The organism is Vaginisenegalia massiliensis (assembly GCF_900604935.1).
Lineage (GTDB): Bacteria > Bacillota > Bacilli > Lactobacillales > Aerococcaceae > Vaginisenegalia > Vaginisenegalia massiliensis.
The window spans coordinates 24,347-50,883 of the sequence record NZ_UWPC01000004.1 but is presented as its reverse complement, the minus strand read 5'-3'; the positions used below and the strand labels follow the sequence as shown (position 1 = coordinate 50,883).

Sequence of the window (26,537 nt, the reverse complement as noted above, 5' to 3'; positions counted from 1 at the left end):
ACTTGGCGGTCGCTGACTCTGGCTAAGATTCGGATTATTTTATTGAGCGACTAGCTTTCTTGCTCTAATTGATTCATTAAGTCTAGTTGCTGTTGTCTCGATAAACGCATTAATTCCCGGTACAATTCACGCAATGGTGCCTCAAATTCGGGATTATTTAATAAGGCCACCACTTGGTCCGTCATTTGCTCTTCCAAACCCATATCTAGCACATCTAAATTCTGTTCTTGCTTATATTGACCTAAAGCCTGAGCTAATTCCATGCGTTGCTCAAATAAACGGACTAATTGTTGGTCTATCTGTTCAATGTCACGACGAATATCTTCAATCATCTTCTCACCTACTTTCGCTTTAACTTTTCCTTATTGTTATGATAAAAAAACGGACTGCTTTTAGCAAGCAATCCGTCTAAAACCTATTTTTGTTTACGAATCATATCATTCGGCATAACGGGTTGGTCTACTTTGATTTTACAAATCATCATAGCATGAGGCGCCCGATCAATTTCATTGTCTTCTTCATCCCAGAAATGTTCTAATTTCTGTTGGAAATGACGCATCCCCGGTCCATAAAACTCAATCTCATCACCACGACCAAAGTTATTACGCTGTTGAACCGTCGCAATTTGCGTTTCTGGATCATATGATAACACTTGACCAACAAAAGCATAAGCTGGAATCTTACGTGGAGCACCAAATAATTGTTCATTTTCACTTGGTACTGAGTAATAAAAGCCGGTCGCTAACTCTCGTTGCGCTGCTTTCCATAGTTCATCCACCCATTCTTGTTTTAAGTCATAATGTTCTGGATCTTCACAATAGGCATCGATCGCTGCTCGATAAACATTACATACTGTTGAAACATAGTGAATGGACTTCATCCGACCCTCAATCTTCAGACTGTCCACGCCATTGTCAACCAAATCCGGAATATGCTCAATCATCGCCATATCAACGGATGACATGGAATAGGCTTCTTGGATACCTTCTTCACCCGCACCAATTGGCTGATGGTTTCCATAGATATCCATCTCATACATACCGTATTTCCAACGACAGGTTTGTGAACAGCCCCCACGGTTAGCATCCCGATGAGACATATGATTGGATAGGACGCAACGGCCTGAATAACCGATACACATAGCACCGTGAATAAAGGCTTCAATCTCCACATCGACTTTTTGTCGCATTTCTTTAATTTCAGCCATCGACACTTCCCGCGCCAAAACAACACGTTCTAAACCTTCATCTTTCCAAAAGTTTAAATTTTCATAGTTGGCAGCTGAAGCTTGCGTCGATAAATGAATCGGTAAACCTGGTGCATCAGTCGCACAGATTTCCATCAAGGCAACGTCGGATACGATAACGGCATCCACGCCTAAATCACGCAACTTTTTGAAGAAGTCGCCGGCTCCCTCTTCATCCCCTTCATGAGTAACCATATTAGCTGCCACATATACTTTAGCCTGATGCTGGTGAGCAAATTCAACGCCTTCTTTAATTTCATCATAATTGAAATTACCAGCCCGACTACGCAAACCATAGGCTTCGCCACCAATAAATACTGCATCTGCTCCGTAGATAATAGCCGTCTTCAATTTTTCTAGAGTACCAGCAGGAGCCAAAATTTCAGGTTTTTTTAGTATTTTAGTCATCTGATTTTCCTCCTACTTCACTAAATCTTTATCGAACAAGAAGAATCCTGTATCCAATTCCCGGACTTGCGGATGTAAAGATCGAACTTGGTCTTCTAATTCCTGAGCCAGTTGTTCTGTCCAAGTACCCGCTTCAATCTGCTGACGCGCTTGATTAAATAGGCTAGCAATTTTAACAAAATTTTCGCCTGGCGAGAAGAGGCCTTCTAACTTCCATTGAGTCACATTCATATCAGCTAAAGTTTGCAACTCACTGGCTAATAAAACATCATTATTAGCAAAAACATGGGTTCCATTGACATCTTCATATACCGAGTAATGCGAGCCGCCCTTTCTTGGTTCAGAAAGGAAAATTCCTCGATCACGACCCACATTTTCGGTCTTTTTAATATAATTAAAGTAATTTTGGATAAGTGGGCGACGAGATTGGTGAATGCAGGTAGCCCCATAAACTAAGAACTCAACCGGCACCGTTACATCAGCCGCAAGACGTTCCAACTCAACCTTAGGAACTTCGCGAGCCAAGACGGCAGCCACAGCCCCTCGTTTAGCCCAGAAATTAACTTGGCGGCTGGAAGTAACCATGACTTGAGCATCATAACGATACGGAATGAATAAATCATTCACTTTCATTTTCTGTAAGACACCCGGGTCACCTACCGTTACCGTATCCACTTCTTGTTCTTTCAAGAAACGTAGATAATCCGGGACTTGGTCAATGCCCTCATTATGAAAAATCGCATTCACTGCCACTGATACTTTTTTCCCTGCTTGGTGTGCAAGTTTAATTAAGTGTGCTTGCTCTTCTCGCGAAAAAGAATACGGTAAGCGCAGCCCGAATTCATCTTGACCAAAATAAAGACAGTCTACTCCTGCCTCTAACAGTCCTTCTGCTTGTTGGATCGATTCCACTGTTGCAATCAGCTCAATCATTCCCCAGCCCCCTTATTAATATTTACCATTGCAAACATAAGCCTTGACAGCCAGCTTGCCATGCATTAGTAGATTATAGATGAATTCACAATTGGAATCAATATAAAGTGATAACGTGCGATCAGCTTTGAATCACTGGTCCAAAAGACGTAAAGCAAGTCTCAGCTTGGTGCGTACTTTTGGAAAGTGGAGGTTGAAGCTGCACGTTAGAACTGGATTCCATATAAAGTGAGGAAGCTCGGTCAGCTCTGAAGCATTTGGCAAAGCGTGTAGGTTAGCGCTAGCTAAGCAAACGTCTTTAGACAAATGGAAGTCAGAGTTGAGCTGACGAACTAGAATCAATATAAAGTGATAACGTGCGATCAGCTTCGAATCACTTGTCCAAAAGACAAAAAGCCCCTCTAGTAAAGACTAAATCATCCTTTACTAAAGGGGTCATTCTATTTATATTATGCTTTTTTAGCCGCTAAGGTCACGACTTCAATAATCACGTCACGTGCTTTTTCCATTGATTCAACCGCTACAAATTCATAACGACCGTGGAAGTTTTCGCCACCAGCAAAGATATTTGGTGTTGGTAAGCCCATAAAGGAAATAATAGAGCCATCCGTTCCACCACGAACAGGTTTCATAATTGGCTCGATGCCCAAATTATGCATCGCTTCTTCAGCCAAATCAACTGACCGTTTGTCTTTTTCAATGACTTCAGCCATGTTGTAATATTCGTCTTCCATGTCTAATGTTAAACGTTTTGAATCTAAGTGGTCATTCATATGGTCAACCATTTTCTTCATATATGCTTTCTTAGCTTCAAATAATTGACGACTATGATCACGAATAATATATTCGATTTGGCATTCTTCTACCGTTCCATTAACAGCTAATAAATGATAGAAACCTTCACGACCACTAGTCCGTTCTGGAACTTCTAAAGCTGGGAATAGGTTTTGGAATTCACGAGCTAATTCAAGGGCGTTGACCATGGTGTCTTTAGCTGAACCTGGGTGAACGTTCTTACCTTGGAAATGAATTTTAGCATAAGCTGCATTAAAGCTTTCAAATTCCAATTCGCCTACTGGACCGCCATCCATGGTGTAAGCAAAGTCACAGCCAAAATGATCCACGTCAAATTTCAAGGCACCGGCACCAATTTCTTCATCCGGACCAAAGGCTACACGAATCTTACCGTGTTCAATTTCTGGATGAGCTAAAAGATAAGCTCCAGCCGTTACGATTTCTGCCACGCCTGCTTTATCATCCGCACCTAATAGGGTATTTCCATCAGTGGTAATGACTGTTTTGCCAACGTAATTTTTTAAATTAGGAAAATCTTTGACGGCTAAAACAATATTCTTTTCTGCATTTAGGACAATGTCCGATCCATCATAATTCTCGTGGAATTGAGGATTGATATTACGACCTTCGAAATCGGCTGTGTCAACATGGGCAATAAAGCCAATAACAGGAACTTCTTTGGTGGTTGTTGCTGGAATTGTCGCTGTTAAGAAAGAATTTTCTGGGTTCAAAAATACTTCTTGAAAACCAATTTCTTCTAATTCAGTTGCCAACATTTTTAAGAATTCAGTTTGACCTGGCGTTGAGGGAACTGTTTGACTATTTTCATCTGATCGCGTTTCAATTTTTACATATTTTACAAAGCGTTCGACTAATTTTTCTGGCATTGTGAGTCATTCCTCCTAGAATATCTTTCTTAATAGATAGATTTATTATAACGCATTTCATCAAATTAGGAAGCCTTTTCATAAATTTTTAAATGGATCTTTTATCCTAATTTCTCACCACATCTAAGAGCCACAAAAGACACAAAACTGTAATTAAACCAGCGATAGGAACTAGCCAAATAAATTTATGTGTTTGCGTTTTATGGTGAAACATCCGCATCCCTAACCAGCCACCTATGCCGCCAAATAGGAAGCAAGCAAGCAACAAATGGGCTTCAGAAATGCGCCAACGCTGATGGATGGCTAAAAATTTGTCTAAACCGAAAATCAGAAAACTATAAAGATTGGCTCCAATAATAAGTAATACAAAAAATGTTTGATAAGTCATACTTGCCTCTTTCTATTTTAGTATCGACCTCAGCCAAAAAATTTTCCTAAATAAAGACCCTTTAACTTTCATTCAATTATAGTAATAAATAAGCTATAATAGAACAGATGATTTTAAAAGGAGCGATTTGAAAGATGAAATTAGATAAGGCTTTCTATGCTGAGATGCTGGCAATCGCCGTGCCTATTGCTTTACAAAATTTAATTGCATCCTGTCTGAATACGATTGATACTTTGATGGTAGCCTCGCTCGGGGCAGCCGCCATCGCTGGAGTTGGACTGGCTAACCAAGTCTTCTTCCTCCTTGTCATGCTCTTTTTTGGCATCAATACGGGGTCTTCCGTTATGATGGCTCAATATTGGGGTCGGCGGGACAGTCAAGGTACTCGTCATATCCTCGGACTATCCTTAGCTTTGTGTTTCCTATTTGGAACAATCTTTACCCTAGTCGCCTTATTCTTTCCTCATTTTATCTTGAGCCATATGATCCACGACCCTAAGGTGATCCAAGCTGGAGCCGTCTATTTACAGGTTGTCTCTTTATCCTATATTATGACCGGCTTAAGTTTCGCTCTCGGAAGTGCCTTAAGAACAACGGGTAATCCCAAAACGCCTTTAATGGCTTCTTGCGCTAGTCTCTTTGCCCAGCTCTTTTTCAACTATGTTTTTATCTTTGGTAAATTAGGTTTTCCTCGCATGGGAGTAGCCGGAGCTGCCGTCGGAACCATTGCCGCCCGCCTGGTCGAATTAGCTATTATGGCTTATGTTATTTCCACTTATATGGGGCCATTCAATACACGCTTAACCAACCTCTTTAATTTTAATTTATCCTTTATTCGCCAATACTTCAAAGTTACCTTACCCGTTATCCTCAATGAAGGCTTTTGGTCTTTGGGTCAAGTCATGTACAGCATTGCATACGCTATGGTCGGCACCAATGCTACGGCTGCAGTTCAAGTCTGTATGGCCATCCAAGGGATTGTCTTCGTCATCGTCCGTGGTTTGGGATCCTCCTGTACCATCATTATTGGACGATCAATCGGACAGGGCTTGTTGGAAAAGGTACATGTCTATGCCAAACGCTACCTAAAATTGGCATTATTGGTTGGCCTGACTATTGGTCTTTTCCTCAGCCTCACACCTGGTTTAACTTTATTACCATTTACTAACTTAAGTCCCCAAGTCTACCAACTATCCTCTCAATTACTTCGGGTTATGGGTGTTCTTTTTGTCATGAAGGCTATCAATTCAGTCATCATTATCGGAATATTGCGTGGTGGTGGCGACACGAGTTTCTCTATGTATCTTGAAACCTTCTGTGTTTGGGCAGTAGGCGTTCCTTGCGCGCTTATCGCAGCCGCTATTTTCCACTGGCCAATCTACGGTGTCATGATCATGGCCTGTATGGAAGATGTTTGCAAAATTTTGATTGGACTTCATCGCGTATTTTCACGAAAATGGGTTCACCAAATTAGCTAATTAAATGTGTCAATCCTCAGTTGCCACTGCAATGAAAATTAAAAAATAAAAATTCCGCATTCCCTTCAATTGCCACTTTAGAACAGGCTAGGCAACATTGAATCAGGGATGCGGATTCTTTCGTATTAACTATAATAAATCCTTTAGTCTTCAGTCTTGACTACTGGATGGGTATCTTCTGAGGATACGGGCTCTTCAATATTTGTCGTGCTAACCGTTTCTTTCGTCGCTTTCTTATCACGTTTACGAACAAGCGGCTTAGGTCGATTTTCAGGTCGGTAGTTCTCTGGGTGTTTCTTGCGTAAATAGGTATTCATCCCTACCATTGAAACAATTAAGCCCAAAAGGATTAATTCTAAATGATGAGAGAGTCCACCAAAAATAACTAATAATGCTCCAAGAATAAAATAAAAAATATAGGCCATGATTCGACTCCTTTAGGGTTATTTGCTCGCCAATTAGGACTTTCCTAATCGGCAAATACTTGGTATGATATCGAGTATCTTACTTAAGCAGGTGTTCTATGTTAACTTATTTCTTTCGCAGCCAAATCGATCCCGGCGTTAAGCTAACAGCCCCTTGGCAGCAGCTTGTAATCTTAGGCTTAATCATTAGCTTTCTCTTAGCCTATCATTTCCGCAAGAAGCCAGTGGCTCTTAAAATCGGTCTTTGTCTTTCGGCTTGGCAACAAGTCTCCATCCTTCTTTGGTATTTTAGCACTGGCTATCATTTATGGCAAGAAGGACTCCCCCTTTACCATTGTCGCATCGCCATGTGGGCTTTAATTATAACGCAATTAGGGTTCAAAAAAGAAAACCAAACCTATTTTGCCATTTTAGGTTTTGTGGGCTCCATTGTGGCTATGTTGACGCCCGCTATTGATCCCTTTGCCTTCCCCCATATTACCAATTTTTCTTTTGTTTTCGGCCACTATTTCCTCTTTTTTAATAGCAGCTGGTTGTTGCTTCGCGCTCGACCTCTAGCAGCAAAACAAATTATTAAACTTACCCTCCTGATTAATAGCTTCATCTTAGCGATGGATTATGCTCTGGGAGCCAATTATGCCTTTATGCTTAAACTACCTGAAGCTCTTAGTAGCTTACCTTTCACTGGCCTGAGTTGTGCCGTGCTAATGACGCTATTTTATTGCCTAGGATTAGTTGCTTTTAATCGCTTGCTGGGCTGGAGTCAGACTCATTATCTCTCTATAAGAAGTCGACTTTCTCTACTTAATCCAAGTAAATAAACTCCATACCATAAGGCAACCCGCCCTCTCTTATTTGATCTTATCCGAATCGTTGGTCCAACGACAGATGATCAAAGAAAAGAGACAGCGGGTTGTTTTTACGTTGCTTTTAAATTAGAAATCGATCTCTAAGAGAATAGGGGTATGATCTTGTCGATCCCCCGAATGAATCATTTCCGACTTTTGGACCTTGTCTGCAATTCGGTTGCTGACAAGCCAATAATCAATTCTCCAGCCAGAATTATTAACCTTACTAGTTTTCACACGTTGTGCCCACCATGTATAAACGCCTTCAATATTGCCATGTAGGTAACGGAAAGTATCGGTAAAGCCTCGATTTAATAATTGGGTAAAGCCGAAACGTTCTTCATCTGTAAAGCCAGCTGATCGGCGATTGCCCGCTGGATTAGCTAAGTCAATCTCTTGATGGGCTACGTTAAAGTCCCCTGTTGCTAAAACCGGTTTACCCTTATCTAAACTTGCTAGATAATCCGCATATTTAATGTCCCAAATTTGGCGATCAGCCAAACGCTTCAAGCCATCGCCCGCATTCGGCGTATAGACCTGGGTAATATAAAATTCTGGGAATTCGAGGGTAATGATACGCCCCTCATGATCCATGGTTCCCGGTGCATCAATACTTGGATAAGTGACCACTGGTTGTAATGATCGATGGATTAAAAACATGGTACCTGCATACCCCTTACGCGCTGGTTCTTTTGAACTGGTCCACACGCAATCATATTCAGGAAACATCTGTTCAATAATTTCTTCGTGTTTTTTTGTAGGACCTGTAGCCGAAAGTTTAGTTTCTTGAATAGCTAACACATCCGGTTTTAAATCAATTAAATTTTGTAAAACCGCTTGAGTCATTAAAGCTCTTGCAGACTCACTGGTAAGGGCTGCATTTAGCGAATCGATATTCCATGATATTAATTTCATATTTGATCTCCTTAAAATTTCATTTTCACATTTCGTAAACTGTCGTGGCCAAACTCCTCTTATACCTCAGTGAGTTCGTCCCACTTCTTCATTACCATGACATAAATAAGCCCAAGAAGTAGCTTTAGCATGGATTGCTAATTCGTTTGGGCTCAAACCAATGGCACTTTCGCGACTACCCGCTGCTGGATAGACATAAGGAAAACGACGCAATGACATATCAAGGTATACGCGAATCGAAGCAGGCAAATCGAATGGACAGACGCCGCCGACAATGTGTCCGACTCGCTCAGCCACTTGGTCATCTGCTAAGAGGACTGGCTCTTGGCCAAAATGAGCTTTAAATCGTTTAGGATCTATTTTATCATCACTCGAACAAACCACCATTACTAAGCCTTGGTCGGTATCAAAAACAATTGATTTTGCCACTGCACCTAAGGGTACGTCTAACCAAGTAGCTGCTTCCCCGACTCCTTGGGTGGCTCTTTCAAAGACTTGAATCCGATCGGCCAAACCCACTTTAGAAAAATATTCCTTAACAGGTTCGAATGCCATCTAATCCCCTCCCTGAATCTTTAACTAAAATCATCGCGTACTTTTCTTAGTTGGATAAATTCGGCCAAACTATTGGCTCTTAAAAATGGATTTATAGCTTTTTCTTGACCTATCGTTGATGGCAAAGTCATCTGCCCTTGATCGCGTAAATCTTGGACTAGAGCTAAAGCCTGACGAATGGGTTGGTGATGAGGACTAACCCTTTGCGCAAAGCGCAAATTGGTCAAACTATATTCATGTCCTGCATACACAAAGGTCTGATCGGGTAATTGCTTGAACCACTGTAAAGCCGCAAACTGAGCGGCGTAATCGCCAGTAAATACTCGGCCACAGCCAGCCATAAACAAGGCATCACCACAAAACAAATGATTTTCAAGCAGATAAGAAATATGACCAGCCGTATGGCCCGCAGTCAAAGCTGTCTTAAATGTGAAGTCTCCAACCGAAAAGGATTGGTCAGGCGTCAGGGTCCGATCATTCCAGTCTTGCGTTTCAGTCGGGCCATAAACGACGACTTCTGGGAAATTTGTTTTAATAGCTTCGACACCAGCCGTATGATCGGCATGTTTATGGGTCAAGAGCACGGCCAAAGGGTTTAAGTGATGTTCTTTTAAATAATTTAAGACAGGTTCCCCTTGCCCCGGATCAACGACTATAACCTGATCTCCCTGCTCAATGAACCAAATGTAATTATCTTCTAAAGCAGGTACAGCTGTCACTTTCATACACGAGATCCTCCCTTAAGCGTTATCTACCTTCTCATTATAACAGTATTCCGTTTTTATTTTAAGAAAAAAGAAAATCCACTCTTTCCTTTATTTAGCAACTCTGAGGTTGCGCGGTAAGGATAAAGAGTGGATGTTCGTATGGAAATACTGAAATGAGTATTCCGTTTATATTTTGGTTGCTAATAAGGCGAGTAATTGGTTGATTCCCATCATGTAAAGATACATGGTCAAAGGTCGGCACAAGAGTTGTAGAAGAATAAATTTGCCCTTCTTCATCTTACTTAAACCTGCAAAGGCCGTAAAAATATCGTCCGGGAGTCCGGGTACGATATATACAACTGCTAAAATACACTCTAAATAATAGCCCTTATTTAAATAGCCCATCGCTCGCTGAATTAATTTGGGACTAAAGAGGGCTTCTAAAAGGACCGTTCCGTAGCGTCTAGCCAGATAGAATAAACATAAGGAACCGATAACGTTAGCACTAAATGCAAGAGCAAAGCCCTTCAAGGGACCAAAGGCTAAATAGCCCACCACATTCCCCATACCACCTGGTATGAAAGGATAAATCGCATTAAGAATGGTCAGAACAAAAAAGATTACCGGAGCAAAAATGCCCGTCCGACTAAGATAAGCCTGCAAGACTTCTGGTCTTTGGAAAAGGTCTTGATGGACACCTAAACCCACACTAACGGCCGCTAGAATTAAACCTAGCACAGACAAACCAGTTAGAATACGTTTGTTTTCACTCAGCCATCTCAAATCTCGATTAACTCTTTGATTTCTCAACTTGCTCACCCACTTGCTGTCAAATTTATCCTCATTATAAACCGAAATCCGTATCCTTGTCTATGCAGCTAAAGTCCTATCTATTTCACTTCTGCCAAGCAAAAATCTTTGATTCTAGCAAAAAAGCCCTAACTAGTTTTCCCATCCAACTAGTTAGAGCCTTTTACTTTATCGTTGCTGAATTATTTCGTAATTGGTTGATAGTCTGCTTTTAAGGCCTTCTGTACAGCTGGCCGCTGACTAATACGTTGAGACCATGCCTTCACATGTGGGTATGCTTGAACATCGAGAAAGACATCGGACCCTGGATAAAGTTTACCATCGACTAGTTGCCCCATCCATGGCCAAATCATCATATCCGCAATAGTATAGTTCTCTCCACAAACATAGGCTTTATCTGCCAAGTGTTGATCCAAGACATCCAATTGGCGCTTGGTTTCCATAGCATAACGGTTGATAGGATACTCTAGCGCTTCAGGTGCATAGTGGAAGAAATGACCGAAGCCCCCACCGACAAAAGGAGCCCCTCCCACTTGCCAGAAAACCCAGTTTAAACACTGAGTCCGTTGACTGAAATCTTGAGGGATAAAGCTAGCAAACTTATCCGCTAAATACACTAGAATTGAACCCGATTCAAAGACATTTAAGCCTGGTTCACCTTGGCTATAATCCACTAATACGGGTATTTTAGAGTTGGGATTCAATTCCACAAAAGCCGAACCAAATTGATCTCCTTGACCTATATTAATTTTATATAGGTCGTACTCAGCGGCCTTACCAATAGCCAGTAATTCCTCTAACATAATAGGCACTTTAATTCCATTCGGTGTGGCTAATGAATAAACCTGTAAGTCATGCTTACCTCGGGGTAAGCTTTGCTCGAAACGCGCTCCCGCTGTTGGACGGTTCCCGGTTCGTTCATTATTGACATCCTGCCATTCCCAAACTCGTGGTTTTTGATAATTTGTCATCTTGCTTCACGCTCCTCAAATTTTCTATCTTTCATCTTATTGTTTCGAATTGATTCGCTACTTTTTCTCTCTCTTTCATCTCATCAACTAAGCCTTCCACCAAGTATAAATCCAATAGCCAATTCCTAACCAAATCAACAAAATTGGCAGCGCATAATACCACCTTTTAACCAGTTTTTCCTTGGAAAACTCTTGGCTTTCTTGTTGAAGTTGGTCCCAAACCTCGTCGGGAATAAAGTGAATGGTCAGCATCAAAAGCATAGGAAGGATAATGAGGTCATCCAAATAACCCAGAACTGGAATGAAATCCGGAATGAGATCTACCGGGGACAAGGCGTAGATAAGAGTCACAATGGCTAGTCCTTTTGCTAACCAAGGGGTGTCAGGATGTTTCAGAGCTAGAGGCAATTTGGGTAAATCACGCTTAATTTGTTGGGCTTTGTCCTTTAACTTCATTGATGGCTCCTCGTTTACTTCATTTTCTTTATGCCATTTCATCCATCTTAACCAAAGCTTGATAACTTTGATCAAGCGGCAAGGCAACTTTGCCAGATACAATTATGGGTGACCCACCGCCAGTTAACGGTAAGGACTCTTGCCATTTAGCGAAGATATCACGGGCTTTTTTATCTGGCGAGATAATCGCAAAATTTGTCTGTCCTTCAATCGTAGCTAATAACACTTGGGTCTGACTACTTAACTTGGACAAAGCTTGACTTAAATAACGAAATTGGGTTGCTTCTTTAACCTCGACTTGAAGAATTTTAGCCTGTTCATTAACCAACGCCTGTGCTTGAACTTCCGCAAGTTGTCGATTGAGATCATCTAGCTGTTTCTTCTGGCTTTTGACTTGTTTTCCCATTTCTATTAATCCGTCCAATAACTGGTCGGGCGCTAAATTGAAGGCTTGGGATAAGTGTCTGATTAAGTCATGCTCCGCTTGAAAACGGTACTGGCTATCCAAATTACAGGATACTTGAATTCGCGTTCCTTTACTTGCTTTCTGACTTCCCAGAATAATAAAACTGCCAATCTGGCCTGTATGATAAACATGCGGGGTTCCACAAGGTTGCTGGTTTAATTGACCAATTTTAACCAAGCGAAGTTGGTCGTATTTCTGATAAGCAGGATCCGGATAATCTTGTCCTTTCATATAAGAATATTCAATGGGAATTTCTTGACGAATGGCCTCATTCATATAGGTTTGAACTTGATCTAGGTGGTCTTGATCGATATCCTTGCTGTTGACTTCGTACCATTGATTGCCCGGCGTCACTGAGACTGACGTTAAACATAGGCCCAGTCGCTCATAGTAACCGTCCAATAAATGATAGGCTGTCTGAATAGCCGTATTCAAATAGCGCGTATCACAGTCCACTTCCATTTGAATCGGATTTTCTAAGGTACCCGCCACTTGATGCCACACTTGATCGTCTTCCCATTTCAAGTCGGTCACGGGCAAGCCGTTAATGGTACCTTGATCAGACAACTGTCCCCCTTTTTCAGCATAAAAGACCGTATCATCAAAAAGGTAATAGTCCTCTTTTAACTCTTTAATTTGAGTGGTGCAAGTCAGCCGCATAAAATCATCATAGTGAGTCATGGTCGTCATCCTTTCCCATTGAGTCTCTTTAGACTATTATAGCAAATTAATCTCTAAAACAATGCAAAGAGGTACCTAAAAAAACTAGCTGAAATATTTTGCTTCAGCTAGTTTTTTATCATTTTGTATTTAATTTTTCTTTCAATCTTTGGTATTGATCTGGAGCCAATTGGACTCCACTTGTGCCCACCACTAAACTGGATACCTGATTAGCAAAATCCACGGCATGAGACAAGGTCATACCCGAATACAGAGCCGCTATGACCGCACCCGCATGGCTATCACCTGCTCCGATCGTATCAACTACTTGATTTGGATAGCCCGAAATTCGTTTAAATTCTCCTGCTTCAAATAAAAGTGCCCCTTCGCTACCAAGGGTCACGATAATCGGACGTTGCGTTTGTTTAGCTAACTTTAGCACGGCTGCTTCAACGTTAGTACAAGTTGCTAAGCGCATAATTTCCTGCTCATTGATATGGAGAATAGGAGATAAAGCGTACATTTTTTGCATGAGTTCTGGATTGATTAATTCAGCACGAGGACCCGGACAGAAGAAAATTTGCCCCTTAAAGCGGCTTAACGCTTCTACTAAAGCAGGTCCATCTTCCTCTTCTATCTCTAATCCACACACATAAATATAAGCATACTCATCTAAATCAAATGAATCCAACCATGAAGGATTAAAGCTATATTCAACTTTGTGATAGGAAATAAAAGACCGTTCCCCGTCCTCCTCAACAAAGCAATAACAACAACCATTCTCAAGGTCTGACCTTATCTCAGATTTGATCCCCAGTTGCTTCAAATTTTTTGCGACAAAGTCCCCATACAAGCCCGTCCCAACAGGTGAAATAAAGGTATAAGGGATGTTCAAATGATGGAGGATGTTTAAACTGTTAAAGGCGCAGCCGCCAACAGCCATGGTTTGTTTTGAGATATGAACATCGCCTTCCCGTCCCGGTAGACGATCCACATAAATCATAATGTCACAAACCGTTGATCCAATTACCATACACTTATCCACGTTTGACCTCCTATTGGTTTTTCTCAATTTTCTTTTTAACCATTCCACTTATATGTTCAGGAATGTCCTAAGAAACTCCTATCCTCAGCTTCCAAGATTCCCTTTTTCAATGTGCTTTTGTAAGATACCATCCGCTACTTGGAATAAAGTTTCTGAACCTAATTTGGTTTTACTTTGTCGGCCGTAGACTTGTTGCGCTGTGACATTATGAGCACGCCAATCTTCTCCGTCATTCGAATCATTGAGAATTAAGGGTTGCATGTTGTCCATAGCACGGGCAAATTTTGCTTCTGGTGTTTCAAAAGCTTCAAATTCATCAAACAAAGCAATCAATTCTTGCTTTTGATCTGCCGGAAGAAGGGAATAAATTTTTTCTTTGGCTAAATCTTCCCGCTCTTTCTGACTTTATTTAGCTTCTTCATCATAAGCATAGGTATCTCCCGCTTCAATCTCAACAATATCATGAATCAGGCACATCACCATGACTTTAGCAATATCCACTGATTCATTCGCATATTCACGTAACAAATAAGCCATTAACGCCATATGCCAGGAATGTTCCGCATCATTTTCCCGGCGACCACCCCCGCTTAAATGGGTTTGGCGAAAAATATTTTTCACCTTATCGACTTCCAAAATAAAGTCTAATTGCTGTTGTAATCGTTGATCCATTCACTTTACCCCTTCGCTCATTCATAGCTATTATTTTACCAGTTTACTTCAAAAAGTAACATGATTTTATAGATCCCTAAATCAGCTTGATTAAAACAAATAAAGCGGTCGACCAACCCGTGTCAGTCTACCGCCTCATTTTCATTAAAGATTAACGATTCAACGAGCCCTTGGCCAAATAATCATGTTCTTTCTTTCGCTTATAGGCCAACGCATCAATATAATAGAGAGTCATAATTGTATAGGGCAACCAAGAGTGGCGGGAATAGCTGGTATAGACCGGTTCCCATTCGCTAGCAAATTTTTGCTTATAGTTCCTCAAGCCTTGGAAAGAATAGGTTTTATTTGCTAAACGATAAATCAGATAAGCCAATTTCTCGTGGACGAAACTGTGTTCATTGATACCCACATTGGCTAAAGGCGCCATCCCTAAATCAAATTGTCGCTTACCTTGTTGCCGTCCATAATCAAATAACTGTAAGAAAAGATAATCCATGGTCCCACTCGGTGCCAAATCCGGATCAAAGCGCATTAAGTCAATTGTTAAACTAGCGTTATTAGGAACAGGCATCACGTTGGCAAAGGCCACAATAAGGCCCTCTTTATTACGAACCAGTGCTATCGGTCCTTTTTGTAAATAGGCGTCATCAAAGAAGCCTAAAGAAAAGCCCTTTTCATTTCGCCCATTGAGCCAAATCGTTGAAACGTCTTGGAGTCGTTGTAACAAATCTTGACTATAAGGGGGTTGGATGACTTCAAAGCTCATCCCCAAATTAGCAAATTTATTCATGACATTTCGTAGCGGTTTGCGAGCTCGCCCTTCTAGACTAAAAGCTGTCAGATCTACTCGCGCCGTTTCACCAAACTTGCTGAATTCAAAGCCATAATCATGAAGCATCATCGTATAGTCTAACGAAACCTCATAAAACACTGGGCTATAGCCCCACAAGTCTGCCTGTTCCAAGAAAGCTGTGGTTAAAGCCGGATAGGCCTCTGGGTCCCCAAAGGGCATGCCCATTACCACTACCCGATCTCGACAGGTAAAGAATTGCAAAGCGGCTCTTATTTGACCATCTGCTTGTCGCCAAACAAAAACTTCCTTATCTCCCAAGTATACTAAACCGGCTGTGGTAGGCGCCGGATAGGTTTGAATTAGCTGTTCAATGTCCGTCTCAGCAATCGCTTCACCCAAAGAATGTTTAGGTCCTTTTAAATAACGAATTAGCCCAAACAAACACACACCAATCCCAACGACATAGAAGCTAATACGCCACAAGGAAACTTCCATTGGTAAAAAGGCCTGTTGACGCGTTAGATGATGAAAGACCATGTAATTGCGAGTGGCTACAATGGCACTAATAAAGGTTACGACTGTCATTAAAAGGCCATCAATGGTCCACGCCTCAAGTGAATAAATGAGCTGTTGGCGATATAAGTCTTGTCGACTGAACCAAGCTAAAGCTAAGGCAAGCCCTAAAGAAGCTAACATCATCCACCCAAACTGGGTCAACCAAGCATATACCAAAGCTACCAGTAATAAGACTAGCGTCAACTTGCCAGCACGGACCACCTTTTGGCGCATGGCCCGACCTAACACCAGAAAGACATAGCCTAATAAAATACTTGGAAATTGGTAAATAATATTCGCGTCTGACTGGCTAAAATGACTCAACCAGTGAATATGACTTAATTTATCCGGAATGGTAGCTGAAAAGATCAAGACCACGCCGATAAAATATAATAAGAAAGCTAAGATATCCAAACCGAGTGAACGCAGTATTTTGGAAGGAATGCCTTCATTTTGTTCATCAAAGAGCTTCCCTGAATTTTTAGCAAAGAAGAAAACACCCATTAAAAATGGCACCACGTAATAGAATAACCGATACAACAAAATCCAAGAAAGCACCAATTCATTATCTAAACCTAACAAATCGAAACTGGTCAAAATAAATAAATCAAAGGAACCAATTCCACCAGGAATCATCGAAGCCAGTCCGGCTAGATTAGCCACAATAAAGATGACCAAAATTGTCATAGCGGGCAACTTAACCCCTAAGAAAAAGCCAATCAATAAGAATGCCAAAAAGGCTCCCAACCATTCGAGTAAGGAAGTCAAACAGAGTTGCAAAATAACCCAATTTGGCAAATGACTCGCTTCCGTCTGTTTCCATTTTGATAGACCATATACCACTGGAAAATAGAGAATCCCGCCGATTAACCAGGGCCAATAGACCTCTATTAACCAACTATGTCCTACATATAAATAAATCAAGGCCACTAGAGCTAAGAATGAACAGCCGACAAAATAAAACAAGAAAGATTTTACAATGACTTTTAACAAGGAATTGTCTTCATGATGATCAGTAAAATACTGCATACGTAAACCAATATTAATCAGACCACCAAAACCAATTAAATTGTTAAAACTATTGATTGTGATGCTCCGCTCTAAAATATAGGGCCATGAATAGCGCGATCCCAGAAAGCGATTAAACAAAAAATCATAATACAACATCGGCGTCACCGCTAAAGCCGAGACAATAGCCATGATCGCTAACTTAAGCCAACCTACATCGTAGATTATTGTCTGCAATCGATCCCAAGAAAATTCATGACTTAGCCGGGTCATTTCAACGACGACTAACACGCAAACCCCAATAAAAAATAAAGGTTTTAAAAAGCGCTTAACAATATTTACTATCCTTTTCATATTTTTCCCTAATTTCTCCCTAAATTATGATTCAATACCGAACACTATAACGGATAAATATTAATTTTTTTAGACTATTCCATATAATTTCACTCATTTTTAAAATTTAAGCAAAAAAGTCTCCCGTTCTCTCTTATGTGAGAACGGGAGACTTCAACTATCTCGATTATTCTTGAGTGTGCTGCAGAAATGTTAACATCTTGTCACAGGTCTTGGCATTACGGATTGTTACCTCTGAATAGTAGGCCTGTTTACCCAACTGTTTGTGATAAGCCGTCTTCAAGTAATCCGCTTCATCGCGCTTACCCCAAAAGACCGCCCGCTGCCCCAAGAAAACTTCCTCATTTCCTAATGACATGGAGGCTAAACTAGCTTCGACTTCTTGGCGATTGACTCGACGTGAGAAGAAGAGAACATCTCGACGAGCAAGATTTTCCTGCCACCAATTAGGTTGGTTGTCCATTTCCGCTTGAAAAGCTGGACCAGAAAGTAGGGCAAAGGCTATAGGAAAATCATAGTGACTATTAAAATACTCTTCCAATAAGGTTTCTAAGGCGTCTTCGGTAAGGTTGGAAACAAAATAGAGATTGCCGCTATTAATGTAAGACTTAACCGAATCCAGACCTAACTGACTTAAATCCTGACGCAATTCAGCCATCACCACTTTATGTTTTCCACCTACGTTGATACCACGTAAGAATAAGATATATTCCATTTTCTTCTACCTTATTTGCCTTGTACCTCTTGAAGCCAACGGTCAATCATCGCTTGATGATCCCCTTTAATGACAAAGTATGAACCACGAATCGTACCCGCTAACTTCGATTTTTGGCGAGCGAACTTAAATTTATCGACCAGTTCAAGAGGAACTTCCATGCCATCCGACAATTTTAGACCAACGGCTCGTTTCTTAGGATTATCCAATTCATATAAGACATTAATAGCTAAGCCGTCCTCATAAAAGACATGGGTCCACAGGATTCGATCTTCAAGCAGGTGTTGCGCAAGTTCAAGGGGTTTCGCCGCAAAGACCAAATCGCGCTCTTCTTGCAACAATTGATTAATATCGGCCATAAGATCAGCTTTTTCGGCTACAGGAACCGTTTCAAATTCTACTTTAAATTTATTCCAAAAGTAGCGCGCTTCATTGGCCCGCAAACCAGCTAAAGCAGGAGATACAGGAGAAGATTCTAGCCCTTGGGTTGAGACATCTTTAAAATCAACAATCATCTTTGTCTTCCTTTCTATATTCCTTTAACCGCATAATAATGACCACTCGGGGAAGCAAAGTTAAAATTAGGGAAAGGCTCTTGTCTAATTGGACTTACCGTCTCAGTTACTTGCCCTACTTTGCTGTGTAAGGCTTCAATATCATCCGACTCGAATAAGATACTCGGTTTAAAATCAACCACTTCGGGTGAAACTTGTTGAATAAAAGTCCAATCATAAACTGTAAAATAAGCTGTACTTGACTCGTGCGACTTCATCTCAAAGCTTTCAAAACCCATTAAATTTTCTTCAGCTAAAATGATAAAACCAATGGCTTGCCAAAACGCCTTCTCCTTAGCAACATCCTCCACATACAACATAATATTCGTATGATTACTAAACATGTACTTACTCCTTTAGAAACGAACCGTTTCAGAAACGAAGCCATCAATTTCAGTGTTGATTTGCCAAGTCATACCAAATTTGTCAACCACAATCCCATAAGCTGGACTCCACGGTGTTTCTTGAAGTTCCAAATTAATTTGTTGGGCTTCTTCAGCTAATTTGTCATACAATTTCCGGGCTTCTTGGGCTGTATCAACCATTATACAAGCAGTCATATTGGTTCCTTGGACATAATCTTGGCCAGGACCATGATCAGAGATTTGTAAACGAATACCCTGAATATCTAAGCTGGCATTCAAGACTAAGTTTTTATTTTCTTCAGGTGTGTTAGGCATAGCTTGACCAAAAGTCGTGCAAGATTTGATTTCAGCTTGAAAAACTTGGCTATAATAGTCGACGGCTTCAAGACCCTGATTGTTAGTAACGAGATACAATTCAATCGATTTTATCATGGAATTAGCTCCTTCATTTTTCGTGATACCGTATATTACTATATACGTTTGAATAAAGCAACGGAAATTCCTCACCTGACTATGCAAATTTACACTAGTTATTCATTATCAAAATCACTTGCAAAAATAGTGAGCTAACCTCTGCTAGCTCACTATGATTTGAAGCACGAAACTAATTCGCTTTTCCTTATTTCTTAATGTTTTAAATTTTGAAAGGCTTCGTATTGAGCCATATTGATTGGAAATTCTTTTACTTGTTCAAAAGATTGACGGTTAAGTACGCTCACTGATCCGTCAGGTCCCCGATGCCAGTTCACAATATTCAGCGAGTCTTCAACTGCAAACCCTTCAAATGAAAAGCCAGGACCTCCTTGAGAAAAATGAAAAATAAACGCACCTGGGGCTGTCTCATCGATAAAAACAAGGAAATTTTGTCCCCCTTCAGTTGGTGGAATTTCATATTGCTTACCAACTTCCATCGGTGATTGACTTGGAACAAGGTCAGGCATAATCTGACGAACATAGTGCTCAAAATCCTGGGATGAATAACTTTGCTCGCGATGATTAAATAAGTCCGCTAAATCTTCCGAGGATGATAATGATGATGACGAAGCAGTCACACTCTCGGATTCTTGACTAGCAGTCATATTCTTAGCGTCGTCTCCATACATTGCTTCAATATAACCTTCAATTAAATAACTATTTTCGACCTTTTGATACTGGTTACCTTCCAAACCTTCAACGACAAAAAATTCGAACTTATGCGGAATTTTGACGATGGTAAAGGAATTGTAAGGAGAATTCTCGTTAACAATCGTCGTCACAAAGTGATAGTCAGGATTCAGGGATTCATCCCAACATTCAGTATAAGACTTTCCATCAATCATAATCTCAACCAATTTAGGATTCCCATAAGCATCCGTCTGAGGCCCTCCTAGAAAACGGAAAAAATTGCTTGGTCCAGCACTGTACTTATTCTTGAGGAAATCATCAAACCGTTGGTAACCATCTTTCAATAGCTCCGGTTCTTGTTTGAAACTAACAGCTTTATTTTGACCGGGTGTTTTCGCCGTCTTTGTTTGAGCTAAATTTTGGACTAAGGCAGTTAAATCTTGATTGGCCGTCATTTTGAAATCCATGGCTTGAGACGGATCCGTCTGCTCACAAACCAAGGTCATATATTGCCCCTTATGTTCAACAATAAAATAAGTGATTAACCGTGCTGTCACGTCTTGCTCATTATAAGTGCTATAAATACTTTGGATGATATAATCTGCGTTAGTCGTTGTCTGGTCCGCTAAACTAATACTGACTTTTTGACCATTAAGGGTAAATTTTTCCATAACTTGGTCTAACGTCAACCCTGCGTGACGAAAATCAGTTTTTCGACCAGGATAATAACAAGTATAGCTTTGACTCATCGTATTAGCCCACGCTTTGAAATCTTGATCGAGTTGCTCATACCACGCCTTGTCTTTTGTTAAGTCATTAGCTTCCACTAGTGAATAATAAGGTAACGCTAAACCAAATAGCATTATCATTACAAATAGAGTCATACCTTTTTTCAATGCCTTCATCTTCTCACCTCAAGTTGAGTCTAACATCACTTTTAATAAATCACAACAATTTATTTATAAAAAATTAAACTTTGGTCAAACAAATAAATACCCGTTTCCCAAGAGGAAAACGGGCTAACAAACTAGAGCAACTCTTTAATGCAAGCTTCAACTAATTTCATATCGGCCGTCGGTTCAAAACGAGCCACCACTTGGCCTTGACGGTCCACGACGAATTTCGTGAAATTCCATTTGATGTCTGGATTATGTTTATAATCTTTATCAATCGTCAATAACATCGTAGCCATAGCCAGAGCTTTAGCGCTTTTACCAAATCCTTCAAAGTCTTTTTGTTCCTTCAAATAGCCATAAAGAGGGAGCGCATCTGGACCATTCACATCGCTCTTTTTCATTTGAAGAAATTGAGTATGATAATGCAATTGACAAAAAGCTTGGATTTCTTCATCAGAACCAGGCGCTTGATTCTTAAACTGATTACATGGAATATCTATTACTTCTAACCCTTGATCGTGATAGTCTTCATATAACTTTTCAATGGCCTCATATTGTGGTGTAAAGCCGCAGCCAGTTGCCGTATTCACAATTAAAATCACTTTATCCTTGTATTCCGCTAATGAAATTTCTCGGCCATCGCCGGAAGTCACACTGTAATCATAAATTGACATAGACAGCCTCCTATTATTCTTTTATTGTACTCTCTTTTCGAAAATAACGTGCCTATGATAGACACCGTGATAAAACCATTTGCTTATCTGAAGATAAAATCCACAATGTCCTCTTCGACCTGTCGGTGGCCCTCTTCATTTAAAATTTCATGGCGCATACGCGGATATAAAATAGTCTCAACTTGATGAATCCCATATTTTCGCAGTCTGGCCTCTAGCCACTTCACACCCTTACCGCATCCTCCGACTGGATCATCTTGGCCTGAAACTAAGAGAAGCTGCGTGCTTGGATCAATTCGCTTAAGATTGGCTGACCGCCAAATATCTTTCGTACCGCGAAGGAATTCTTGCCAGAAGCCCCCTGTGTTTTTGGCACCGCAAAAGTCATCTTGAAGATAGGCTTGAACATTAGCTTCATTATAAGAAAGCCAGTCAAAGGGCGTTTTGTAACCTTTGATAGAACGCTTAAAACCTTCAGTTCCTAGATAATTTAATATAGGATGAGCTAGATCCCGTCGACTTGGTCTGACCAGTAATCGAGAAAGGCCGTATGCCACTTCTTGCATGATGGCAGGACCTGCCATTGTTCCCATAATTATGGCTTTCAAATTGGGATGGACATAGTTTTCTAAATAAGCTTGCATCATAATGGATCCCATAGAGTGCCCGCCCATAGCGGTCGGCAAGCCATTTTCACTGGCCATGATGCGCACGCATTCAATGGCTTCTAGACTCAATTGAAACGCATTTTGAGGCCATTTTTGCAGATCTGAGATTTGCTCAACGTTCAAGCCTTGGCCCAATTGATCCATGACAAAAAGATTGATTCCTCGCTGATTTAGATAACGACCAAAATTATCATATCGTCCTGAATGCTCCATCATTCCTGTTAAAAATACGAGATTCGCTTGAGCATCATGTAACAACCATTGACGGCCTTTGAAGACTATTCCTGATAGTGTTTTTATTTCAAATTGATCCTTTTGCATTTCAACACTCCTTCCCCTAGCTTTAACTTCAATTCTACCACGCAAACCTAGGTATTCGCATCATAAACTAAAACAAAAATACCGAAACTAAGTTCATTATCGCCTCGATGACATACTTTTGGATCATGAAGCTGACACAAACTGTCTCGGTATTACAATGATTCTTATAGATAGACCTATTTATTTCTCTTAGACTACTCTTTAATGCGATAGGCAAAGGGATTAAGCAAAATCTTTATGGCGATAAATATTTCGTGAAAGAGTAATTGATCCTAAAAAAATTAAAAATAACAAACTTATCCCAATCATAACCATTAATACTGAATGGTGAATCAACCACGTGCCCATAACCATAACTTCCTCCTTAAAATGGCTTACTAAAAATGCCAATAAACCCAAAATTAAAAAGAAGGACATCATTACCATTTTGGCTTTCAAATAGCCATATTTGAAATAGATAGGATATTGAAATCCAATCACTAGGCTAGTAAATAACACGTAGGTGATAAAAAGGGGCCCCAATTGATCCATATCAAAGGAAAATCCTGTTAGATAAGCCATGATGATACTCATCAAATAACCTACCAATACACTAAATAAGCAAATTAATAAGCCCGTAAGATAACGACCATATACTACCGTGTCCGGTTTTATCCCGGTTATTCGGAAGAGGGAGTCTAAGCCAACTTGGTCACCAACCAAAAAGGGATAGGAGGCAAAGATGATGGCAAACATTTGCGCTACCATAAAATTCACTAATAAATTTTTAGTGAAATATGAATAAAATACGCATAGAGCAACCAGAATAAAAAGATTCTTCCAGGTAAAATATGGTCTCATGGCTAATAAATCAAACTTAAGAATTTTCTGCATCTCGCTTATCTCCTTCCATATAACGACATGATTTTATCAATAGATACTATTTCGCTTTGTGGTAGCAGTAATACCAATAAAGGATCATGCTGATGAACTAATACTTCATTGATTACTTGCCCTCGTTTGAGTCCTAAAATAGATTCCGACTGAAGTTCATGTAAAGTCGCTTCATCTAGCTTTAATAAACGGAATTGGTCAACAAAGTCTTCTTTTGTCGTGGCTGACACCACTTGTCCTTGATCCAAGTAAATAATATAATCCGCAATCGCTTCTAAATCTTGGGTGATATGGGTAGAAAACAGAACGGTATGATCTTCTTTCTCCATAAACTCTTGAATGATACTAACAAATTCATCCCGCATCATAGGGTCCAAGCCACTCGTCGGTTCATCAAGAATTAATAATTTTGCTTGATGAGATAAGGCAATCGCTAACATTAATTTAATTTTCATACCACGGGATAGTTGACTCACTTTCTTCTCCTCTGCCAAACCGAATCGGCGAAGATACTGGTAAAAACAAGTCTCATCCCATGCATGATAACCCACTTTCATGGCTTGATTGACCAATTTCATATTCCAATCCTTACCCAAAATCGGTTCATCCATCACTAATCCTACATCTTGTAGATAGTCCAATGAAGTTATCGGTTGATTATCAACTAAAATCGTTCCTTGATGATGAAGTAATGATAAAATTGTTCGAATCGTTGTCGTCTTACCCGCTCCATTCCGACCAATAAAGCCGGTCACAAAGCCCTTAGGAATTGTGAAACTAAGCGGACCTAGCTTGAAATTGTCACTATCCCGAACTAATTGTCTAACTTCTACTTTATTTTCCATTACTTTCTCCTTCATATAAATATTGCACTAAAGTCATAAAACTCTCTTTATCCAATTGGATTTCATGTCCTAATTGAATAGCTTCGATTAACTTAGTCTCCATTTGTTTTTGTTTTTCTTCTTGACGTAGGAGACTGTTATTCTCAGCCACAAACGTTCCCAAGCCCTGGCGGACTTCAATAAAGCCTTCTTCAGCTAATTCGTCATAAGCTTTCTTAACGGTTAAGATACTCACTTTCAATTCTTTGGACATGGTTCTAACCGACGGGAGCATCTCGCCATCCTCCAATCGACCTTCCATAATATTTCCTTTTATGGCTTCTTTAATCTGTTCATACAAGGGAACGGATTGTCCATTTTTTAAAATGATTTTCAACTGCTAACCCCCTTTATTTATATAACAGTATATAACAGTCTATAACTTAGGTCAAATAAAAACCCATGTCTAAAAAGACATGAGTTGGATTCTTTATCACAGCATTGCTTCATCTATTCCATATAAACAATTTTGCGTTTGCTTAATATGTGCTAAGACTTGGTCTTTTCTAATTGACGTTAATTGTTCCACTGTATCTTGCAAATTGTGAATCAGAAACTCGGCCTGATCTTGAGCTAGAGTAGTCGATTCATCGTCAACAAGCGGATTAGCAGGTAGATCGCTCTCTAATAGGAGTCGATCAGCAGGGATTTGCTTTGCGTAGGCGCGTCCCTTCTTGGTTGCTAACATCTGACTTCCTACCGATATGTAGCCGCCAAGTCGAATATGACGCATCAAGTCATCACTGGTCCCGTTGAAGCGATGAAGAATTGGAATGACCTTGCTTTGATAAACCTGACAAGCCTCTAACAGATCAATCACTACTGTGCTCGATCGGACTGAATGTAGGGAAAGAATATAAAAAGTATCAGTTTGCCGACTTTGACTGATAACTTGTTGTAAGATGCTATTTAGGACTTCTACTTGCACCTTTTCGCTAGCTTGTTCTAAGCGTCGCGGGCTGAAATCCAAACCTATTTCCCCAACCAAATGGGTCGTGGGCAATAAGCGCTCAAAAATAGCCAATTCTTGCTCCGCTTGTTTGGTGGACTGAATCCACCAAGGGTGGAAGCCTATAGAATATAAAGGTTTTAAGGCCTGATCTTGCTCACTTTCTACCAAGTCTTGATAGCCACTCGGCAAAAGAGTCTGAGCCACAAGCTGAATCTCATGCTCAAATAAGACTTGCAGAAAACTTTGTCTGCAAGCCCCTGCGGGTAAAAAATCATAATGATAGTGAGTGTCCAGATAAACCATCGACCTCTACTCCTTTAAATCAATCACACGCGGTGTCACCGTATAGTTTTCTAGACTAGCTAAGCGGCGGATAACTTTACCTGCTAGCATTTGCCCCATGATGGGTGGCATATAGCTCATGGATCCAAGTGTATCCGCCTTTGCCGAACTTTCTGGATTTTCAATTAGTTGGGTTAACTCAGTTGAGAAAAGAACTTCTAGCTGCTGAATGCCCCTTTGCTTACATTCTCGTCGCATGACTTTGGATAAGCGGCAATTCACCGTATCTTCAATATAGGCAAAGCGAAGAAACTGAGGATCCAACTTATTTGCGGCTCCCATAGCAGATAAAAGAGGAATACCGTGACGGCCACACCATTGGGCGACCATTAATTTGGGCGAAACGGTATCAATACAATCGATCACATAATCAGGTCGCGGAAAGGAGCCTAATATCTGATCGATATTATCTTTGTTGAGGAAGCTTTGTTGGGTGTAAACTAGGCAATCCGGATTGATTTGGGCAACCATTTGTTCCATTACCTCAGTTTTAACCTTACCAACCGTCGAAGTAAAAGCTAGGGCTTGGCGGTTAATGTTGCTAGCTTCAATGATATCCCTATCGATCAAGATAAGATTTCCCACACCGCCGCGCGCTAAAGCCTCAGCACACGCCGATCCGACGCCACCTAAGCCCAGAACCATGACTGTTGAATCTAAAAGTCGACTTAAGCCTTGATCTTTTAAAATTAAGCGTAGGCGAGAATAACGTTCGTTTTGTATATCTTTTTGCATCTTCTATCATCCTTTATGTATTTCTAAAGGCTAGTCTAATTGCTAGCTTATCTGCACCCGTTAAGTATAGCCTAACAGA

The 26,537-nt window shown here is 40.5% G+C and carries 29 protein-coding genes and 1 pseudogene; 2 read left to right on the top strand and 28 right to left on the bottom strand.

Annotation, left to right across the window (positions count from 1 at the left end; translation table 11 throughout):
* Window positions 1-50: 50 nt before the first annotated feature.
* From EIH20_RS03445 to EIH20_RS03425, 5 genes are all read right to left on the bottom strand, one after another.
* Entirely contained in the window at window positions 51-332 is a 282-nt protein-coding gene (locus tag EIH20_RS03445; RefSeq protein ID WP_124057972.1) for a chorismate mutase, read from the bottom strand.
* An 83-nt stretch (window positions 333-415) separates the two neighbouring features.
* Window positions 416-1,654: a peptidase U32 family protein gene (locus tag EIH20_RS03440; RefSeq protein ID WP_124057971.1), complete on the bottom strand. Its 1,239-nt coding sequence runs from the start codon at window positions 1,652-1,654 to the stop codon at window positions 416-418.
* 12 nt (window positions 1,655-1,666) lie between these two features.
* Window positions 1,667-2,587, bottom strand: coding sequence for a peptidase U32 family protein (locus tag EIH20_RS03435; protein ID WP_124057970.1), 921 nt, complete (start codon window positions 2,585-2,587; stop codon window positions 1,667-1,669).
* A gap of 449 nt (window positions 2,588-3,036) precedes the next feature.
* Window positions 3,037-4,269, bottom strand: a complete 1,233-nt coding sequence (pepT, locus tag EIH20_RS03430; RefSeq protein ID WP_124057969.1) for a peptidase T — start codon at window positions 4,267-4,269, stop codon at window positions 3,037-3,039.
* Window positions 4,270-4,375: 106 nt separating this feature from the next.
* On the bottom strand, window positions 4,376-4,657 hold the full coding sequence (locus EIH20_RS03425; protein WP_124057968.1) for a DUF1294 domain-containing protein: 282 nt from the start codon (window positions 4,655-4,657) through the stop codon (window positions 4,376-4,378).
* 134 nt (window positions 4,658-4,791) lie between these two features.
* On the opposite strand from EIH20_RS03425, the gene EIH20_RS03420 reads away from it, so the two are divergent.
* Window positions 4,792-6,135, top strand: coding sequence for an MATE family efflux transporter (locus EIH20_RS03420; protein ID WP_124057967.1), 1,344 nt, complete (start codon window positions 4,792-4,794; stop codon window positions 6,133-6,135).
* Window positions 6,136-6,278: 143 nt separating this feature from the next.
* On the opposite strand, the gene EIH20_RS03415 is transcribed toward EIH20_RS03420, so the two are convergent.
* Complete coding sequence (locus EIH20_RS03415; RefSeq protein WP_124057966.1) at window positions 6,279-6,560, bottom strand: hypothetical protein; 282 nt, start codon at window positions 6,558-6,560, stop codon at window positions 6,279-6,281.
* 98 nt (window positions 6,561-6,658) lie between these two features.
* Here EIH20_RS03415 and EIH20_RS03410 point away from each other — a divergent pair, with 98 nt between their 5' ends.
* Window positions 6,659-7,381 carry a YwaF family protein gene (locus EIH20_RS03410; RefSeq protein WP_124057965.1) on the top strand — a complete coding sequence of 241 codons (723 nt, stop codon included), beginning with the start codon at window positions 6,659-6,661 and terminating at the stop codon, window positions 7,379-7,381.
* Window positions 7,382-7,495: 114 nt separating this feature from the next.
* Here the strand turns inward: EIH20_RS03410 and EIH20_RS03405 are convergent, their stop codons facing one another.
* The 22 genes and pseudogenes from EIH20_RS03405 to EIH20_RS03300 form a co-directional block, all read right to left on the bottom strand.
* Window positions 7,496-8,323 carry an exodeoxyribonuclease III gene (locus EIH20_RS03405; protein ID WP_124057964.1) on the bottom strand — a complete coding sequence of 276 codons (828 nt, stop codon included), beginning with the start codon at window positions 8,321-8,323 and terminating at the stop codon, window positions 7,496-7,498.
* A 66-nt stretch (window positions 8,324-8,389) separates the two neighbouring features.
* Complete coding sequence (locus EIH20_RS03400; protein ID WP_124057963.1) at window positions 8,390-8,878, bottom strand: YbaK/EbsC family protein; 489 nt, start codon at window positions 8,876-8,878, stop codon at window positions 8,390-8,392.
* A 20-nt stretch (window positions 8,879-8,898) separates the two neighbouring features.
* Complete coding sequence (gloB, locus tag EIH20_RS03395; RefSeq protein ID WP_124057962.1) at window positions 8,899-9,603, bottom strand: hydroxyacylglutathione hydrolase; 705 nt, start codon at window positions 9,601-9,603, stop codon at window positions 8,899-8,901.
* A 168-nt stretch (window positions 9,604-9,771) separates the two neighbouring features.
* The gene (locus EIH20_RS03390; protein WP_124057961.1) at window positions 9,772-10,395 is read right to left on the bottom strand and encodes a TVP38/TMEM64 family protein; all 624 of its coding nucleotides are present in this window, start codon (window positions 10,393-10,395) and stop codon (window positions 9,772-9,774) included.
* Window positions 10,396-10,577: 182 nt separating this feature from the next.
* A complete protein-coding gene (gene yghU / locus EIH20_RS03385) occupies window positions 10,578-11,366 on the bottom strand; it encodes a glutathione-dependent disulfide-bond oxidoreductase (RefSeq protein ID WP_124057960.1) in 789 nt (262 codons plus the stop codon).
* 87 nt (window positions 11,367-11,453) lie between these two features.
* Window positions 11,454-11,822: a YkvA family protein gene (locus EIH20_RS03380; protein WP_124057959.1), complete on the bottom strand. Its 369-nt coding sequence runs from the start codon at window positions 11,820-11,822 to the stop codon at window positions 11,454-11,456.
* 28 nt (window positions 11,823-11,850) lie between these two features.
* Window positions 11,851-12,969 (bottom strand): alanyl-tRNA editing protein, encoded by a 1,119-nt coding sequence (locus EIH20_RS03375; protein WP_164470854.1) that lies wholly within the window; start codon window positions 12,967-12,969, stop codon window positions 11,851-11,853.
* Between the two features lie 118 nt (window positions 12,970-13,087).
* Complete coding sequence (locus EIH20_RS03370) at window positions 13,088-13,993, bottom strand: PfkB family carbohydrate kinase (protein WP_124057957.1); 906 nt, start codon at window positions 13,991-13,993, stop codon at window positions 13,088-13,090.
* An 84-nt stretch (window positions 13,994-14,077) separates the two neighbouring features.
* A pseudogene (locus EIH20_RS03365) lies at window positions 14,078-14,665 on the bottom strand (HD domain-containing protein).
* Window positions 14,666-14,816: 151 nt separating this feature from the next.
* Complete coding sequence (gene mprF / locus EIH20_RS03360; protein WP_124057956.1) at window positions 14,817-17,375, bottom strand: bifunctional lysylphosphatidylglycerol flippase/synthetase MprF; 2,559 nt, start codon at window positions 17,373-17,375, stop codon at window positions 14,817-14,819.
* 166 nt (window positions 17,376-17,541) lie between these two features.
* Window positions 17,542-18,090, bottom strand: a complete 549-nt coding sequence (locus EIH20_RS03355; RefSeq protein WP_124057955.1) for a DUF1697 domain-containing protein — start codon at window positions 18,088-18,090, stop codon at window positions 17,542-17,544.
* A gap of 11 nt (window positions 18,091-18,101) precedes the next feature.
* Window positions 18,102-18,605 (bottom strand): phage tail protein, encoded by a 504-nt coding sequence (locus tag EIH20_RS03350; protein WP_124057954.1) that lies wholly within the window; start codon window positions 18,603-18,605, stop codon window positions 18,102-18,104.
* Window positions 18,606-18,619: 14 nt separating this feature from the next.
* Entirely contained in the window at window positions 18,620-18,988 is a 369-nt protein-coding gene (locus EIH20_RS03345; RefSeq protein WP_124057953.1) for a VOC family protein, read from the bottom strand.
* Between the two features lie 12 nt (window positions 18,989-19,000).
* Complete coding sequence (locus EIH20_RS03340; protein WP_124057952.1) at window positions 19,001-19,441, bottom strand: VOC family protein; 441 nt, start codon at window positions 19,439-19,441, stop codon at window positions 19,001-19,003.
* A gap of 194 nt (window positions 19,442-19,635) precedes the next feature.
* Window positions 19,636-21,018: a DUF4767 domain-containing protein gene (locus tag EIH20_RS03335; RefSeq protein WP_124057951.1), complete on the bottom strand. Its 1,383-nt coding sequence runs from the start codon at window positions 21,016-21,018 to the stop codon at window positions 19,636-19,638.
* Between the two features lie 122 nt (window positions 21,019-21,140).
* The gene (locus EIH20_RS03330) at window positions 21,141-21,683 is read right to left on the bottom strand and encodes a glutathione peroxidase (protein ID WP_124057950.1); all 543 of its coding nucleotides are present in this window, start codon (window positions 21,681-21,683) and stop codon (window positions 21,141-21,143) included.
* Between the two features lie 83 nt (window positions 21,684-21,766).
* The gene (locus EIH20_RS03325; protein WP_124057949.1) at window positions 21,767-22,672 is read right to left on the bottom strand and encodes an alpha/beta fold hydrolase; all 906 of its coding nucleotides are present in this window, start codon (window positions 22,670-22,672) and stop codon (window positions 21,767-21,769) included.
* 222 nt (window positions 22,673-22,894) lie between these two features.
* Window positions 22,895-23,545 carry an ABC-2 transporter permease gene (locus EIH20_RS03320; RefSeq protein ID WP_124057948.1) on the bottom strand — a complete coding sequence of 217 codons (651 nt, stop codon included), beginning with the start codon at window positions 23,543-23,545 and terminating at the stop codon, window positions 22,895-22,897.
* A 5-nt stretch (window positions 23,546-23,550) separates the two neighbouring features.
* The gene (locus EIH20_RS03315) at window positions 23,551-24,390 is read right to left on the bottom strand and encodes an ABC transporter ATP-binding protein (RefSeq protein WP_206424096.1); all 840 of its coding nucleotides are present in this window, start codon (window positions 24,388-24,390) and stop codon (window positions 23,551-23,553) included.
* Window positions 24,380-24,766 (bottom strand): GntR family transcriptional regulator, encoded by a 387-nt coding sequence (locus EIH20_RS03310; protein WP_124057946.1) that lies wholly within the window; start codon window positions 24,764-24,766, stop codon window positions 24,380-24,382. Before EIH20_RS03310 ends, EIH20_RS03315 begins: the two co-directional genes overlap by 11 nt.
* 96 nt (window positions 24,767-24,862) lie before the next feature.
* A complete protein-coding gene (locus EIH20_RS03305; protein WP_124057945.1) occupies window positions 24,863-25,684 on the bottom strand; it encodes a TatD family hydrolase in 822 nt (273 codons plus the stop codon).
* 6 nt (window positions 25,685-25,690) lie between these two features.
* Window positions 25,691-26,458 (bottom strand): tRNA threonylcarbamoyladenosine dehydratase, encoded by a 768-nt coding sequence (locus EIH20_RS03300; RefSeq protein ID WP_124057944.1) that lies wholly within the window; start codon window positions 26,456-26,458, stop codon window positions 25,691-25,693.
* Window positions 26,459-26,537: the final 79 nt, after the last annotated feature.